Source organism: Pseudomonas sp. Z1-12, assembly GCF_051132015.1.
Lineage (GTDB): Bacteria > Pseudomonadota > Gammaproteobacteria > Pseudomonadales > Pseudomonadaceae > Aquipseudomonas > Aquipseudomonas zanjanensis.
In genome coordinates this window covers 3,253,891-3,270,141 of record NZ_CP071647.1, presented here as the reverse complement: position 1 = coordinate 3,270,141, position 16,251 = coordinate 3,253,891, and the positions used below count along the sequence as shown (strand labels likewise).

Here is a 16,251-nt window from a genome sequence, read left to right as displayed (position 1 = left end):
GTCGTGAGGATTGACCATGAATGAACGTTCGCAAAAGCCCGTAATCCTGATCACCGGAGGCGGGCGCGGGATCGGGGCGGCGACGGCCATACTGGCTGCTGAGCAAGGTTACGACGTCGTGCTGACCTATATCGCCCATGAAGCGTCGGCTTTGGCGGTGGCCGCGAAGGTCGAGGCCAAGGGCGCTCGTGCCTTGGCAGTACGTGCCGATAACGCCGAACCAGCACAGGTTGCCGAACTGTTCGCCACCCTTGACCTGCACTTCGGGCGAATCGATGTGCTGGTCAACAACGCCTCGATACTCGCCCAGCAGTCTCGCTTGGAGGATCTTGGCTTTGAGCGCATGCAGCGAATATTCGCGGTGAACACCTTGGGCCCGATGCTTTGCGCGCAGCAGGCTACCCGGCGCATGGCCTATCGTTATGGCGGGTGTGGCGGTGCCGTCGTCAATGTCTCCTCGGCGTCAGCCCGTCTCGGTAGCCCGAATGAATACGTCGACTACGCAGCGTCCAAGGGCGCGGTCGAAACGTTCACGACCGGTTATGCCAAGGAAGTGGCACGGGAAGGTATTCGGGTCAATTGCGTTCGACCCGGGCATATCTATACCGAGATGCATGCGAGCGGGGGAGAGCCGGGCAGAGTCGATCGGGTGAAGGACACGATTCCCATGGGGCGCGGTGGCCAGCCGGAGGAGGTCGCGCGGGCCATTCTCTGGTTGGCGGGGGAGCAGGCTTCGTTTGTGACGGGAACCTTCCTGGATGTGACTGGAGGGAAGTAGGCTGAGGGGATATCGGCTGCCTCATTTCATGTTCGGGTAACTTCAGCCGTTCGTCGACCATAGGTCACGTCATTCTTATTTCTTGATACTGTAGCATTCAAGTATCTAGAAAGTAGAAAGTCATGCAATCAGTCCATATGGTTTTTGGCCCTTTGGGGGCAGGGAAGTCGACGTTCGCCAGGCAACTGAATGCCGAAGTGACTGGCGTACGCTTCTCCATCGATGAGTGGATGAACGAGCTTTATGGCCCGGACCTGCCGAAGCCCATGAACCTGGCGTGGATCATGGCCCGTGTACAACGCTGTGAAGCCCATATATGGAAGACGGCTATACAGGTCCTGGGAGCAGGGCGCGACGTCGTGCTTGATCAAGGCTTCATGAGTGAAGCTGATCGCACACGCATTCGTTTGTTGGCCGGCCAAGCGGGCTATCAGGTGTCCAGCTATTTCATCGATGCTGCCCCCCAACTGCGGCGTGAGCGGGTCATGCAAAGAAATAGTGAAAAAGGCGAGACCTACGCTTTCGAGGTAACGGGGCCAATGTTTGATTTCATGGATTCCCGATTTGAACGTCCTTCCCCACAAGAATTGGAGCAATGCTGCAATGTCTGACAACGAATCTACCGCACCTGCCGCGAATGGCTCGATACTCGACCGCTGTGTTCGTTTCTCACGCGCCTACACTTCAGCCGCACGGCGAGTGGATGCCAAGCTCTCTGCCGTGCACGGCCTGAGCTTCAGCGATTTCATGATCCTGTACCACTTGAAACATGCACACAATGCTCGACTGCGGCGAGCGGACCTGGCTGACAGCATGGGGCTGACGGCATCGGCGGTCACCAAATCCCTACTGCCGCTTGAAAAAATAGGCTTGGTGTCTCGCCAAAGTGACCCACGGGATGCGCGCGTAGGCTACGCCTGCCTCACGTCAGCAGGCGACCAGGTTTTTGCCGATGCGAAGGTCTCGGCGGAGTTCGCTTGCCAAGAGGTTTATGAGGCGATGGTGGGGGAGTGGAGCAAGCCTGGTTAAGCGTGACGCCGTTCAATCAGCTCACGTACGTGCTTGGCAATGGCCAGGCATGACGTCAGTCCGGGAGACTCTATGCCAAACAAATTGATCAGCCCCGGGACGTCGTGCTCGCGCTGGCTGCTGATCATAAAATCGCGGGCTGGCTCGCCAGGCGCCGAGATCTTCGGGCGAATCCCGCTATAGGCCGGCTGCAGGCTACCGTCCGGCAAGTCGGGCCAGTAGCTGCGAATGGCCGCATAGAAACTGTCTGAGCGAGCCGGATTGACTTGGTAGTCCTCGGTTTCGACCCATTCGGTATCTGGACCAAAGCGTGCCTGTCCGCCCAAGTCGAGGGTCATGTGCACCCCGAGACCATCGGCTTCCGGCGCCGGGTAAATGAGATGGGTGAAGGGCACTCGTCTGGACACGTTGAAGTAACTGCCCTTGCACAAATAGTCACGCGGCACCGCATCAGACGGCAATCCGTCTATTCGCCGTGCCAATGCCGGCGCATGAAGGCCCGCGGCATTGATTAGCCGGCGGCATGCAAGCTCCATGGGAGCTTCCCCACCCACATGAAGGAGAAAACCGTCCGCTGTCACCTTTGCACCGAGGAACGGGGCATGGAACGCGATGCTGGTGCCGGCCGCCTCGGCGTCCCCTTGCAACGCCAACATCAGCGCATGGGAGTCGACGATGCCGGTCGAAGGTGAATACAACGCAGCGATGCATTCAAGCGCAGGCTCCAGCGCCATGGCCTGATTACGATCAAGCAGGCACAGATCATCCACACCGTTTTCATGCCCTCGCTTGAGCAAGAACCGAAGCTGATCTACCTGCGCGTCAGTATTGGCGACGATCAGCTTTCCAATTCTGCGCGTACTGACACCGTGACTATCGCAATACTCGTAAAGTGCCTGTCTGCCCTCGACGCACAGCCGGGCTTTCAAGCTCCCGGGAGGGTAATAAATCCCCGCGTGGATGACCTCCGAATTACGCGAGCTTATGCCAATACCGATTGCCGCCCCAGTTTCAATCACCAGGACTTCGTGACCCGCCAAGGCCATTTCCCGCGCGATGGCAAGACCGACGACACCCGCACCCACGACTATGCAATCGATATCGACACTCACCGTCACGGCTCCTTTCAAATCGTTAGATGTCATCGAGCAGGTACCCTCAACCGAGTTGTATCTGCTCCAGTATCAGGCTGTCGGTGATGTTCATGTCGTCCAGCAACAGAAACATCTTGCTTAGCACCTCAGCCATTTTCTTGTCGGTATCGGCAAACGGCAGGTAGAACTCGGTAAAACTGCTACCAGCGGGCACGATGCACAGGTAGTTGCCAGGTTCGATATGGATGGCGGCGCTGCCCAGGTGAATGCGGTAGTTCGCACGCCGACCGGTAATATGCAGAAAATGTCCTTCGCATCCAACGTTTTGCAAGCCCAGCTCTTGGATCAACTCGCCGATCAGTTCCGCGCGTCGTTGCACGGTTTCGTGGCTAGTGCTGTAGTCGTCTGCGGCGTGGGCTACGGAGACCAGCAGATCGGCGTCACGCATGACTTCTGAGAACAGCAGCGGTGGTACTTGCTCAAGGGGGATAGCTTTCTGGTCGCGATGGAATGCAATGGTGTCGAAGGTAAAGTGTTCCGTTTCCGAGAGGTAATGACCGGTATCCAAAAAGTTGAACAGGGCGTAAATGCCGTGCTCTTTGCTCTCGTAATAGATCTCCTCGACGCTGGAGGTCGACCAGTTGCGGACCTGCAGCAACCGCGCGGCAACTTGGGCTTTCAGGCGGTGGCCGGCAAATCGATTGGACCACAGGCCGGTGTCTCGCTCTGCAGGTGTGAGCAGGTACAGCTCGCGAAAGGCCTGTTTGAACGGCTGCACGCGGCGATGGGTCACCACGTCTTTCTGCCAGGCTGACAGTTGCCCTGCCGTGAACAGATGAAAGGGGTGAGCGATACGCATATTCCTCTCAGCGACGTGTTGGCGGCCTTCAAGATCAGTCACCGTCAGCGTCGCGGCATCAAGCCAGCCCAGCACCGCGTCGTCGACCTGCACAATCAGTTGCTCCAGCAGCAGACGAACAGCAGGCATTTTCAACAATTGTTTCAGATCGTCCAAAGCCAGGGTTTCGCCGCTGCTCATCATCGTTTCCAGGGTGCGGCCGAAGCGGGCGATCTGTTCCTTGAGCTGGGTCTGCTGCGCTTTGAGGGCAATGAAGTCTGCGTGTTTGCGAACCGCAGGCGGTGCGGTCTTGAGCGTCTTTGCGGCTTTGCTGATGTGCAACGTGGGCGACAAGCCGTCGATGACGAGCGTGACGTCATAACCATCGATGGTAGCGGCCGTCAGGGCGGATTCGGCGATTTCCGATTCCATGGCCCATTCCAGTCGGATCGCCGAGGGGTAACCGGCGACACGCGCCAAGTTTTCCAGTCCAGCCTGCACCGCTGCGTGGGAGTTGGCTTGTCGTTCGGCGCCGTATTTACGCACCTCGTTGTGCAGCTTCTTGAGCCTCAGATAGCGCTGGCGTACGTCGTCCGAATCCGTGACGGGCAGCACGCCGTAGATGCGCATAGCCGCCTGTGCATGGCGGGCCAGCTTCTTTTCCAGGGTCGGTCGGCCGATGCCTTGGTAGGCGTCGAGCAGCACACGCGTCTCGGGAAACGCCCAGGGCGAGGGTTCGAGTGCCCCGAGGTACTCACGCAAGTGGTCCGGGTTGGCCTCGGCCAGCGCCTTGTCCAGCAGATAGCGGTCCACCACGCCCACGGTTTCATCCAGCGTATTGGGCAGGTCGGTGCCCCAGCCGGAGCGAGGCGCCAAGGCCATGTTCAGGTACTCACGCTGGAAGGCTCGCAAATCACTCCAACCGAGCGCGTCGAGCATCACCCGGCTGGCTTGTCCAGCATAGGGCAGGGCGGCCAGCAGGGTATTTCTTGAAAAACCGGTCAGCACTGGGAGCAGTTCTGCCGATTGATCCTTGGGCAGTGCCTGAAGCAACAGAAAACGTTCGAGCACCGCGGCCGTATGGCCGAAGCCGTCGAGGAAGTTATCCGGCGTCATGCCCAGTCGCTCAATGACCGCCAAGGACTGCAGTAACCAGCGGGTCTCATAAACCTCGACCGAACGGAAGGTGTCAGCCAGTCTCTCGGCGTTATAGGGCAATCCAGCCAGGGCTTCCTCGACATAACGAACGGTGAAGTTCGCCAGTTCAGGGGAGGCGACAGCGGATTCTTCAGTGGGAATTTCCTCACTTTGGGATGACTCGACATCCATGTCTTCCGAGGCCTCGTCGCTTGAATCGTCCTCGTCAAACTCCTCATCCGCGTACTGATTCAGGTCCACATCATCGCTGCCCAGTCCGGCGTCGCCTGCGTAGAACATCATGGCGCGGCCCCAGGTATTGGCTGCCCGGACGAAGCGAGGGTAATCGAGGCGGCCCGCTTCCATCAGGCCCCGCGCAATGCGCTTGATTTCCTTGTGCCCGTAGATATACGCGTCGGCGATTTTCCTTTGTTCACCACAAGGCGCGGACGGGGGCTGCTCGCGGTTCCAGCTGCCGTCCAGTAACCATTCGGCGAGGGTCTGCCAGGCCGGGGTGGACGGGTAATTGCTCAGACGATTGATGCAGGCCTGAACATCAGGGAAGGCCCAGGCCTGGTCCGGACTTCTTCGGTAGTAGGCAGGTCCATCTTCGTCAGTGGGCAGCGGATAATCACTGTCCTCGAAGGCAAATTGCAGCATATGCCGTAGTCGCGCCCCGATCTGCTCCAGTGCATAAGCATCTGGGCGGGCCGTGATCCACGCATCGCAGAGTCGATATTGCAGGCCATAGCGCTGTTGATCGCGGCGGTCCTCCAGATCGTCCCACACGGTAGGGAACACAAAACCATCAGCCAGTGCCTTGGGCCCATCCTCGGGATGCTGCCTGACCCAGTCAGCCGCTATATATAGGCAGTCGATGCCGTCCCAGAAATCGGGCTCGAATTCGTCATATAGATCAAGCTCGGGATAGTCATCCAATGCTCTATCGCAGAATGCTCGCAGCGCTGCGAGACGTTCGGTTTGTTCGGGTACTGGACGGCGTGATTGCATAAGGATATCCGAGAACTGAGTGACGAGGATCAACCGCCAACCAGCGGCACCAGGCGGATAAACGCGAGCGTGGAAGGAAGACTCAATTCGATTGACTCGTCGAGTCTTTGCAGCATGACGCCATTGTGCAGAACGCGGAACGCACGGGTTTCAAAACCCTTCAAAGCTCGCTCGACCTCAACGCTGACATCCAGGACTGGAGGCGCGCTGGCCTGAGGCATGACAATCGCGCCTTCACTGGCTTGCTGAAGAATATCCCGCTCGCTCAGGTATTGGCGGTCGAGCACTTCACGCATCGACGCTTGTTCCAGCCCGTGCTGAGCTGACAGCGCGGCGATCTGTTCGGCAACGGTCAGGCGAATGAGCTCGGCGACCGTCAAGGTCAATGAAATGGGTGCGAGGGTGACAGGAGGCAGTAAAAGCTCCTGGCGTGCGCCTTTAAAACAATAGCTGTGAACCACGAACTCCATGACCCATTCCTTGCAAGCCGGGTTAGTCGAGCGGATGGGACCTTAGCATAATCGTTCATTAGGCATGAGCCAGTCGCTCGGCGAGCGCCTGGTAAAGGCACAACATTATTCACCGTCGTGGTCGACAACGGCGGCGCAGCGGAAAAAGCCTGCAAAGGACGTCGACTGGTCCAGCATATGAGTACACATAATGTATATTATGTTAAACGAGATGTTTACGTATCCCACAAACCCTCATTGATGGCTTAAGGCTATCCAACGATAATCACCCCTTCTCAAAAAGCACATAAGGATTTGCTGTGAAGAAGCTCTACCTGGTTCTACCGTTCTGCGCGCTGCTGCTTCAAGGCTGTGGTGTGACCATGACCCGCTATGAACCCAACTTTCAAAACGTTCAGCAGCTCAAGAAAAATGAGCCCATGCAACTCCTGCGCGAAACACAGGTGAATGCTGATTCTGGTCAAGGGTCTTTGATGGTTCGCCTGAACCCGATTTCTTCGCCCGTGGGCAGCGTTCCACTGCACATCCAGGCAGCGATCAACGATGAGCTCCGTCAGGCTGGTTTGCTGGACCCTCGTGCTGACCGACAACTGCAGATTCAATTGGTCAAGAGCCAGCTCACCGCTGGCATGAGCAACGGCCATGGCGAGCTGGCTGCGCGCTTCACATTGCGTAAAGGTGACCAGGTTTTATACGAAACCACCAAAGACGTGCAGCGTGATTGGGACAGCAGTTTCTTCGGCCCGATCGCCATTCCGGCTGCGGCGAACAACTACAACCCTATGGTGCAAGACTTGCTCAAGAGCTTGTACAGCGATCCACAGTTCACTCAAGCGTTGAAGTGATCAAAAAAAGAGCCGCGGTTGCGGCTCTTTTTCTGTCGGCTGTCAGCCCCGTGGAATGTGGGTATCGACAGCGGAGTATTTCATGCGGTTGTTGTCGACCCAGTTTTTCAACAGCGCATTGACCTGCCGGTTGAAGGTATCGGTGATGGCAGCTTTGGGCGTATTACCTGCCAGGGGTAGGAACCAGATACCCAGCCACGTGTTGACCGCATCGTGGTTGCTGGTCTTGCCCACCGGCTGACCCTGCTCATCCAGGGTTTCCAGGCTCACCGTGTACTGGTCGGTTGCCAGCGCAGGAATGATCGTGAACGTGAAGCCGCTGATGAATGCCAGGACCATTTGCCCACCACCTGGTGCGTGGTTGTAGACCTTCAATCGAAGACTGTAGTCGCCCGGTTGCTTCTGGAATTCGTCGAAGACTACGCGCCCGAAAAGCCCTGATTCGTCGAAGGTCCGCTTCAGATCAGGCTTGAGCATGTCCCGAGCCTGCGGCACCTCGGTGGCTTTGGCATTGCCAGGTTCGCCCTGATAGAAATCGAAGTCGACATAGACGTTCGGTTTGTTCGAGTAGCTGGCCATCGAAGGCAGATTCACCGGGGCTACTTCATCTTTGGTGAAACTGGCACATCCACTGAGGCTCAAGGCCAAGACGAGGCCCATGGCTTTTGCAAATTGCATATCGACTTCCTTGCGTAATTTTTACTAATGCCGCTCACAGAGAGGGGGGCGAATTCTAGCGGGATCCGTTTATAAGCAAAAGGCCATCATGCCGCGCTCCCCCACCCGTTTTTTTCCAATGCGTGAAATTAACGAGTATGAAGCTCAACAACAGCGCTCCCTTGATCACAAGATTGAGCAAGGCACACCTCAACATTGAGGAACTGCTGGATAACAGCGGCGTTCGTTCGAATATGATTGCTCAGGCGTACCGTCGTTAGTTTGCCAGCGCCGGCGATGGCCATCGGCAACATCAATTGATCCGCCAGGTGGTTTCCCACCGCCGTGTTCGAATGGGCCCATTCTGTGAATTCGTCTATCGCCACGTCAGCGAGCTGCTCCGCGCGAACGCGTTCTTGGCCAATGCTGGCGAACACTTCGGTAACGCCAGCTTTCATGGCCGTGATCGACACGACATTTCCGGGCCCTGCCTGGTCACCCAGGTCGTTGACAAAGAGATCGTGCCGTCCGATCTTCAGCCTCGCTGAAAGCCGATCGACTTCTCGGTTCCCAATCGATACCGGAATGGCCGAAACCAGCGCTCCGGCCGACACGATGGTGACGGGGTCCATTCCACCGTCCAGCTCCAGCGGCTTGAGAATTGAAGGTTCAACAGTGGCTTCGACCAGCCCCCCTCCGCCGGGGACAAAGCCATGATTGAGCAGCGTCAGTTCCACCTGCGCGCCCATACGCCGTACCAGCGGTAACCAAGCGTGTTGTATGAATTCGAAGGGCGGCGCCGCGGGGTTATGCGTCCCTCCAGTGATCCGGACGGTGCTCGGCCCATCAGCACGCAAAAGTGCAGGCAACAGCGTCTGCAATACCAACATCGTGCTGCCCGCCGTTCCGATTGCGAATGAATATTCTCCGGCTTTTACACGTCCGGGATGGAACTCAATGGCTGTCGAGTTAAGTTCCGCCCCAAGGGTTTCAGCGCCACAAATCTCAGTCGCCGCGCGTACGGCGGTCAGGTGCTGGCGCAACAATCCGGGACGGGAACGCTTGCCGCGTATCCCCGTCATCCGGAACGCCCGCCCGGTGATTATCGAGAGACTGAGGGCCGTACGAAGCACCTGCCCTCCTCCCTGGGTGCCGTCGATCAGAATCAGGTCCTGGTCCATCACGTCACCCCTTCACGCATACGACTTGGCGCAAGGTATGAACCACTTCGACCAGGTCGTGTTGGGCAGCCATCACCGCATCGATATCCTTGTAAGCCATCGGAATCTCATCGATAACAGCCGCATCCTTACGACACTCCACATGAGCGGTCGCCCGCACCTGGTCCTCGACCGTAAACACCGCCTTCGCCTTGGTGCGGCTCATCACCCGGCCCGCACCATGGGAACAACTGCAGAATGCCTCCTCGTTCCCCAGGCCACGCACGATGAAGCTCTTTGCGCCCATCGATCCCGGAATGATCCCCATCTGCCCCTTCTGTGCGGAGACGGCGCCTTTGCGGGTGAGAAGAATGTCCTCCCCAAAATAAGTGCCCCGCTCCACGTAGTTATGGTGGCAGTCGACAGCGATCAGCCGTGCGTCGAAGGGCTTGGTGATAATCGATCGGACGGCGTCCAACACCGCCACCATCATCACCGCGCGGTTCTGTTTGGCGAAGTCCTGGGCCCACTCAACAGCCTCGACGTAATCATCGAAGCTGGACGTTCCTTCCCGCAGGTAGGCGAGATCCCGGTCGGGCAAGTTCACCATGTGCTTGCGCATCTCTTCACGGGCCTTTTCGATGAAATAGGTGCCGATCATGTTCCCTACGCCACGGGAGCCGGTGTGCAGCATGACCCACACGTGGTCGGTCTCGTCCAGGCACACTTCTACGAAGTGGTTGCCTGTGCCTAGCGTTCCGAGGTGTTTGCGGTTGTTGGATTTTTCCAGGCTGGGGTGTTTGTCGGTGATGAGGTTGAAACGCCCCTCAAGGGCCGACCATGCCTGATCGACAAGCGCCGGGGCGGTCTCCCAAGCGCCTTTATCCCGGCCGCTACGCCCCGAGGTGCGTCCGTGCGGCACCGCCTTCTCGATTGCGCTACGCAGGCCAAACAGACTGTCGGGAAGATCGCCGGCGCGCAGCGAGGTGCGCACAGCCGACATCCCGCAACCGAGGTCGACCCCGACGGCAGCGGGAATCACCGCGCCTTTGGTAGGAATCACGCTTCCGATGGTCGAGCCTTTTCCCAGATGAACGTCGGGCATGACAGCCATGTGCTTGAACACGAACGGCATCTGCGCTGTGTTCATCAATTGTTGCTTGGCTTCCGGCTCAACCGGGACGCCTCGGGTCCACATTTTGATGGGCTTGCCGTTTTCGACCTCAAGCAGCTCGAAGGTTTGAGTGGTCATTATTTTCGCTCCTGTGATGTTCTGTTTGGAGCTCTATAGCGAGCGGCATGCCAAAGTCACTAACGGTGAACTATATTTTCTGTATTTCATTGATATATAACGATTAATTAAGAAATGACGACCTACAGCCCAGTGAAGTCTATTCAATACAAAGACATAAAAACTATACTGCATTATCGAATGCTATCTTTTGAGATATCCCGCAATGCAAATCAAGAAGACAGTCGCCATTGGAATCCTGGGCTCGAAGCTCGACCGCGTTGGCAAGGGTGAGCAGCGCTGGAACAAATGGCGCCCGACTGTCTCACTTTGCCAGCAGCCCGACCTGGTGATTGATCGCCTTGAGCTGATTCACGGGGAGGCGCGTTTTGACACGGATCTGGCGTTGAAGGTAGCGGCTGATATCGCTCAGGTGTCGCCAGAGACCGAAGTCCGCCTGCACACCATGGCGATGCGAAACGCCTGGGACTTCGAGGAAGTGTATGCCGCACTCCATGACTTCGCGGCTGACTACCCCTTTGACACAGAGCGTGAGGATTATCTTGTTCACATCACCACGGGCACCCATGTTCAGCAGATCGTCTGGTTCCTGCTGGCCGAGTCCCGGCACGTCCCGGCCAAACTGATACAGACACAGCCGAGCAGCCTGCGGAATGATGACTCGGTGCCGGCTGGCAAACACGTTGTCACCGACCTGGATCTTCAGCGCTACGACCAGATCGCGAAGCGATTCCACGCTGAGCGGCTGGAAGGTACGCAACTGCTCAAGTCCGGCATTGCTACCCGCAACACGGCCTTCAACCGTACGATAGAGCAGATCGAACGGGTCGCCGTTCGATCCAAGGCGCCGATTTTGATCAGCGGCCCCACAGGCGCCGGCAAGTCCTTTCTGGCACGACAGGTCTATGAGCTTAAACGGGGCCGACACCAGATCGGTGGCCCGTTCGTCGCAGTGAACTGCGCCACGTTGCGCGGTGATACCGCGATGTCGACGCTTTTTGGCCATGCCAAAGGCGCGTTCACTGGCGCTCAACAGGCGCGCGAGGGCTTGCTGCGCTCGGCTCACAAAGGGGTTTTGTTCCTTGATGAGATTGGAGAGCTGCCGCTCGATGAGCAAGCGATGCTCCTGAAGGCGATTGAGGAAAAGCGGTTCCTGCCGATGGGTTCTGACAGGGAGGTCGAGTCCGATTTCACCCTGATAGCAGGTACCAATCGAGACCTGCAAACACGAGTGACCGAAGGCCAGTTTCGCGAGGACTTGTTAGCCAGGATCAACATTTGGACATTTGTACTGCCCGGGTTGGCCAACCGAAGGGAAGACATCGAGCCGAACATCGATTTTGAACTGCAGCGCTATGCCCGGGATCACGGCTACACGGTTCGTTTCAATGTCGAAGCTCGGCGCCGATATGTGTCCTTTGCTACCGGCGGGGACGCCCGTTGGCCAGGAAACTTCCGACAACTCTCTGCGTCGATCACCCGGATGGCTACCTTGGCCGACAGCGGCCGGATCGACATGGCGCTGGTGGAGGATGAATTGGAACGACTGCGCCTGGACTGGCGGATGCCGACCACCTCCGACCCGCTGTCGGAGCACCTGGCGAAAGCAGGTCTTGAAATTGATCTGTTCGATCGCCTTCAGCTGGAGTCGGTCTTGAAGGTGTGCAGCACAGCGGCAAGTCAGGCGGAGGCCGGTCGCAAGCTCTTTTCACAGAGCCGATCAGCCAAGGCATCGCCTAATGATTCCGATCGTATCCGTAAGTTTCTGGGTCGATTCAACATCCCATGGAGCCAAGTCAGCGAGCTTGTATAGAAGGCACGCGGTACGGAATCACTCACCGGTTAAATAGTCGGCACCCGGCGCAAGGAAGCTCGCTGTACAGGCCTCTGCTGCCAAGCCAATTGCGCCTGGACAACGGCGACCGCGTCCAGCACTTTGTGCGCCCAACCCTCATCCTCCGGATGCACCACGACCACGCGAAAGCCATGGTCATCCCCTTCAATCTGCACCCCTTCGGAATCATCGACGTGCAAGTCGATATCGAACGCTGGCGGATATTTCGAAGGCGAGTTGGACAGTCCATGCACCGTCAGCGCACGATTGTGCAGCACGCTGTTGACCACGCCATCGACGCGAATGCCATACAGCAGCAGCCAACGACGGATATAGGACGGTGTGCGACCGGACGAGGTATAGACCCAGATGCTGCAATCCTGGCGGCGCAGCTCTCGGATCAACGAACGTGTGCCCCTGCGCAACGGTTCACCCAACCAACGATGGACACTGGCCGGCAGTCTGCTGTGTTCAACTTCGCAGTGGTGGAGCTGGCAGGCGAGCGTGTCATCGATATCAAACGAAATGCGGATGCGTTGGCGCCTGGACATTTGCAGCGGGACAGCGTTGCGGATGGCCTGCCCTACCCGGCTACCGACGGTTTTGCATTTGGCGAGCGCGGTATACCTGCCCATCAATGGCCACCTAGAGAGAAGGACGACGGCTTGCCCTTGAGAAAGAACTTCATCGGGTCAGGCGCCTGTTCTTCCAGGAAAGCTGCGTATTTTTTCTTGATCTTGGGCAATTCGTACAACGCCTTGACTCCATGTTTGGCAGAGTTGCGTATGACTGATGAGGGGTTGAAGTAGCCCTCGGCGTTTTCCAGCGTCAACACGAAAGGCGGCAAGCCCGCGCGCATGAGCAGGTAGCTGACGATGAGCGACCCGCTGCGGTTGTTGCCTTCAATGAACAACTGCGGCTTGCTGAGAATGCGCACATAGACGCCAGCCGCACGCTTCCAGACGGATTCGCTGCGATACGCACAATACCAGTTGTACAAGTCCTTGATGCCTCCCTCAACGTTGTTGAAGAAATGCGCCTCGGTCGCGGCCAGGTGCTGGGCGTACTCCAAGCGGCGCGCCGGGTCTCGGCCACACAGCACCGTGGCGTTGATCTCAAGCATCAGGTTCAGTTGCTGGAGGTCGAACAGATCAACGCCGCGGGCAACATAGTCGTCAACCAGCGCATAACCTTCAAGCACATTGTGCAGCACCTCGTCGGTCAAGGGATCGCGCGGCTCCGTGAAGTGTCGGCTCAGCGCGGCGAAGCGCTCTTGCACTTCCCGCAGTGCACGTTCAATCGCAGGCAAATCAAGGCGGTGCGTAGCAGGCATTGGTGCTCCTTGGAAACGCTTGGTAAATGTCTACCGGATGCCCGCCAAATCCATTTGGCTTCTGCAGGTATGCGGCCTTGACCGGAAGTGGGCTCAGCTGAACTTGCCGCTGATGTAGTCGCCGGTCATCTGTTCACGAGGGTTGTCGAAAATCTGCGTCGTCGGGCCCATTTCGACCAGGTAGCCGGTGCGCGTGCCCTGGGAAATATCCACCGAGAAGAACGCCGTGGTATCAGCGACGCGGATGGCTTGCTGCATGTTGTGGGTGACCAGCGCGATGGTGTAGTCCTTCTTCAACTCGACCATCAACTCTTCGACCCGCCGGGTAGCGATCGGGTCGAGCGCCGAGCACGGCTCATCCAGCAGCAGGACTTCAGGCTCGGTGGCGATGGCGCGGGCAATGCACAGTCGTTGTTGCTGGCCGCCGGACAGCGACAGGCCACTGACCTTGAGCTTGTCCTTGACCTCATCCCACAGCGCGGCGCCTTGCAGGGCATGTTTGACCCGATCGCCGATATCGCCCTTGTAGCGATTGAGGCGCAGGCCAAACGCGACGTTGTCGAAGATGCTCATCGAGAACGGGTTGGGCTGTTGAAACACCATGCCGATGTAGCGGCGCACGACCACCGGATCGACGCCCTTGCCATAGACGTCTTGGCCAAGGAAGTGCACGTGGCCCTCGAAACGGAAACCTTTCACCAGATCGTTCATTCGGTTGAGGCTGCGCAGCACGGTGCTCTTGCCACAGCCGGAAGGCCCAATGAAGCCGGTGATCTTGTTTTTTTCGATCGGCACATGGCTGTCACGTACCGCCATGAAGTTGCCGTAGAAAATCTTGTCCAGTTTGCAGTCCATGACGACAGGGGCCTGGGTGACAAACGGAGCGGCTATTTGCGCAGTGGATACGTTCACGATCAGATGCTCCCGTTCTTAATACTTGGGCTTGCCGAAAATACGGCTGATGATGTTCACGACCAACACGATCATCACCAGCACCAGGGAGGCCGCCCATGCGAGCTCAAGCTGGTTGTCGAACGGCATGCCGGAGAAGTTGTAGATCAGTACTGCCAGCGATGCCGTCGGGTTCATCACCTCGAGGCTGCCTTGGTGGTAGATCCAGTAGTTGCTGAACAGCGCGGTAAACAACAACGGCGCGGTCTCGCCCGCGGCACGGGCCACGGCCAGCATGACGCCGGTCAGGATCGCTGGCATGCCGGTGGGCAAGATGATTTTCCAGATGACCTGCGAGCGGGTGCAACCCATGCCGTAGGCGGCATCCTTCATGATCTTGGGCACCATCCGCATCGACTCTTCCGCCGTCAGCACGACGATAGGCAGCATCAGTACCGCCAGCGCGACGCCGCCCGCCGGTGCCGAATAGGTTCCGGTGGTCATCACCACCAAGGCGTAGGCAAACACCCCGGCCAGGATCGACGGCAGCCCCGTGAGCATCTTGGCCGCAAAGCGCGCGGCATTCGCCAGCTTGCTGTCCGGCCCCAGTTCAGCCAGGAAAATCGCCGCCATGATGCCGACCGGCACCGCGATTGCCGCCGCGATGCCCACCATCACAAACGTACCGGCCAGCGCGTTGCCGAAGCCCCCACCCATCTCGAAACCGGTCGGCGGCAGTTCGGTAAAGACTTCCAGGTTCAGGCGCGCGCCGCCGCGGGTGATCAGCATGTAGAGCACGGAAATCAACGGCACGCTGGCCAGCAGCGCCCCGCTCCAGACCAGTGTGGTCAAGATCAGGCTGCGCAGGGCACGGCCCTCGAACTTGCGCTGCAGGCTGGGCATCGCGCCTGCTGGAGCCGTCAAGTCTGTTGCAGCAGTGAGATCGGTCATCACTTATTACCCCGTTGGGCATACATCATGATCAAGGAGCCGAAGACGTTCACGACCAACGTGATGAACATCAGCACCAGCGCGGCATACATCAGGACTTCAATCTCGTTCGGTCCGGCTTCGGGGAAGTTCAAGGCCAGCAAGGCCGCCAAGGTGTTGGCCGGGGCGAACAGCGAAAGGGAGATGTTGTTCGCGTTGCCGACCAGCATGGCCAGTGCCATGGTTTCACCCAGCGCACGCCCCAGGCCCAGCACCAGGGAGCCGAAAATACCGGTGGCGGCGGACGGCACCATGACCTTGAGAATCGCTTCCCAATGGGTGGTCCCCATGCCGTAGGCAGCCTGCTTGGTTTTCATCGGTACGGCCGTGAGCGCATCCTGCGAAACGGCGGCAATGGTCGGCAGGATCATGATGGCAAGCACCAACGCTGCGGGAAGCAGCCCCGGCCCGCTCAAGGACGTGCCGAAGAACGGTATCCAGCCCAGCTCGCTGTTCAACCAGGTGGTCAGCGGCCGAATTGCCGGGATCACCACGTAGATCCCCCACAGGCCGTAGACGACGCTGGGGATGGCCGCGAGCAATTCGACGATGGTGCGAAAAATGGCGGCGAGCTTGGGGGGGAGGAAATCCTGGGTCAGGAAAATCGCCATGCTGACGCCGAAGAACCCGGCGATCAGCAACGCGATAAAGGCGCTGTAGAGTGTGCCCCAGATAGCCGGCAGGATGCCGTATTTACCCTGGTTGACGTCCCAGACAGTGCCGAGCAGCACATCAAACCCGTGCTTTTCCATGCCGGGAAGCGCCTTGCGTCCGACCTCGAACACGAGGGCAAACACCAGCGCCAGAACCAGGACCACCCCTATGCGAGCAATCGCACGAAAGGTGCGATCCACCAGGAAGTCCTTCGCGGACGGTGGCTGGCAGGCAGAATCTGGATTAACCGGTACGACAAAGGGAGTGTTCATTGGCTA

The 16,251-nt window shown here is 58.2% G+C and carries 16 protein-coding genes; 5 read left to right on the top strand and 11 right to left on the bottom strand.

All coding sequences use genetic code 11. The features are described from left to right. Positions 1–16: 16 nt before the first annotated feature. From J3P85_RS13760 to J3P85_RS13750, 3 genes are all read left to right on the top strand, one after another. Positions 17–778, top strand: coding sequence for an SDR family oxidoreductase (locus J3P85_RS13760; protein ID WP_434706220.1), 762 nt, complete (start codon positions 17–19; stop codon positions 776–778). A 122-nt stretch (positions 779–900) separates the two neighbouring features. Next, complete coding sequence (locus J3P85_RS13755; protein ID WP_250963722.1) at positions 901–1,389, top strand: AAA family ATPase; 489 nt, start codon at positions 901–903, stop codon at positions 1,387–1,389. Further along, a complete protein-coding gene (locus tag J3P85_RS13750; protein WP_250963721.1) occupies positions 1,382–1,807 on the top strand; it encodes a MarR family winged helix-turn-helix transcriptional regulator in 426 nt (141 codons plus the stop codon). The genes J3P85_RS13755 and J3P85_RS13750 overlap by 8 nt, the downstream gene beginning before the upstream one ends. On the opposite strand, the gene J3P85_RS13745 is transcribed toward J3P85_RS13750, so the two are convergent. Genes J3P85_RS13745 through J3P85_RS13735 form a run of 3 tightly spaced genes read right to left on the bottom strand, consistent with a single transcriptional unit; the run spans position 1,804 to position 6,357 of the window. Next, on the bottom strand, positions 1,804–2,919 hold the full coding sequence (locus tag J3P85_RS13745) for an NAD(P)/FAD-dependent oxidoreductase (RefSeq protein WP_434706219.1): 1,116 nt from the start codon (positions 2,917–2,919) through the stop codon (positions 1,804–1,806). The genes J3P85_RS13750 and J3P85_RS13745 overlap by 4 nt on opposite strands. A gap of 46 nt (positions 2,920–2,965) precedes the next feature. Then, complete coding sequence (locus tag J3P85_RS13740) at positions 2,966–5,887, bottom strand: DUF4132 domain-containing protein (protein WP_434706218.1); 2,922 nt, start codon at positions 5,885–5,887, stop codon at positions 2,966–2,968. Between the two features lie 29 nt (positions 5,888–5,916). Next, on the bottom strand, positions 5,917–6,357 hold the full coding sequence (locus J3P85_RS13735) for a hypothetical protein (RefSeq protein ID WP_434706217.1): 441 nt from the start codon (positions 6,355–6,357) through the stop codon (positions 5,917–5,919). A gap of 299 nt (positions 6,358–6,656) precedes the next feature. Here J3P85_RS13735 and J3P85_RS13730 point away from each other — a divergent pair, with 299 nt between their 5' ends. Further along, complete coding sequence (locus J3P85_RS13730) at positions 6,657–7,202, top strand: hypothetical protein (protein ID WP_434706216.1); 546 nt, start codon at positions 6,657–6,659, stop codon at positions 7,200–7,202. A gap of 42 nt (positions 7,203–7,244) precedes the next feature. Here the strand turns inward: J3P85_RS13730 and J3P85_RS13725 are convergent, their stop codons facing one another. The 3 genes from J3P85_RS13725 to J3P85_RS13715 form a co-directional block, all read right to left on the bottom strand. Further along, complete coding sequence (locus tag J3P85_RS13725) at positions 7,245–7,880, bottom strand: hypothetical protein (RefSeq protein WP_411384652.1); 636 nt, start codon at positions 7,878–7,880, stop codon at positions 7,245–7,247. A gap of 128 nt (positions 7,881–8,008) precedes the next feature. Further along, positions 8,009–9,040: an RNA 3'-terminal phosphate cyclase gene (gene rtcA, locus J3P85_RS13720; RefSeq protein WP_434706215.1), complete on the bottom strand. Its 1,032-nt coding sequence runs from the start codon at positions 9,038–9,040 to the stop codon at positions 8,009–8,011. A gap of 4 nt (positions 9,041–9,044) precedes the next feature. Beyond that, on the bottom strand, positions 9,045–10,271 hold the full coding sequence (locus J3P85_RS13715; protein WP_434706214.1) for an RtcB family protein: 1,227 nt from the start codon (positions 10,269–10,271) through the stop codon (positions 9,045–9,047). A gap of 205 nt (positions 10,272–10,476) precedes the next feature. Here J3P85_RS13715 and rtcR point away from each other — a divergent pair, with 205 nt between their 5' ends. After that, positions 10,477–12,084, top strand: coding sequence for an RNA repair transcriptional activator RtcR (gene rtcR, locus J3P85_RS13710; RefSeq protein WP_434706213.1), 1,608 nt, complete (start codon positions 10,477–10,479; stop codon positions 12,082–12,084). A 29-nt stretch (positions 12,085–12,113) separates the two neighbouring features. On the opposite strand, the gene J3P85_RS13705 is transcribed toward rtcR, so the two are convergent. The 5 genes from J3P85_RS13705 to pstC form a co-directional block, all read right to left on the bottom strand. After that, positions 12,114–12,740, bottom strand: a complete 627-nt coding sequence (locus J3P85_RS13705) for a hypothetical protein (protein WP_434706212.1) — start codon at positions 12,738–12,740, stop codon at positions 12,114–12,116. After that, positions 12,740–13,438 carry a hypothetical protein gene (locus tag J3P85_RS13700; RefSeq protein ID WP_186705612.1) on the bottom strand — a complete coding sequence of 233 codons (699 nt, stop codon included), beginning with the start codon at positions 13,436–13,438 and terminating at the stop codon, positions 12,740–12,742. The genes J3P85_RS13705 and J3P85_RS13700 overlap by 1 nt, the downstream gene beginning before the upstream one ends. A 93-nt stretch (positions 13,439–13,531) precedes the next feature. Further along, on the bottom strand, positions 13,532–14,293 hold the full coding sequence (gene pstB / locus J3P85_RS13695; RefSeq protein WP_025214260.1) for a phosphate ABC transporter ATP-binding protein PstB: 762 nt from the start codon (positions 14,291–14,293) through the stop codon (positions 13,532–13,534). Between the two features lie 75 nt (positions 14,294–14,368). Beyond that, positions 14,369–15,280, bottom strand: coding sequence for a phosphate ABC transporter permease PstA (pstA, locus tag J3P85_RS13690; protein WP_186705613.1), 912 nt, complete (start codon positions 15,278–15,280; stop codon positions 14,369–14,371). Beyond that, the gene (gene pstC / locus J3P85_RS13685) at positions 15,280–16,245 is read right to left on the bottom strand and encodes a phosphate ABC transporter permease subunit PstC (protein ID WP_434706211.1); all 966 of its coding nucleotides are present in this window, start codon (positions 16,243–16,245) and stop codon (positions 15,280–15,282) included. The genes pstA and pstC overlap by 1 nt, the downstream gene beginning before the upstream one ends. Positions 16,246–16,251: the final 6 nt, after the last annotated feature.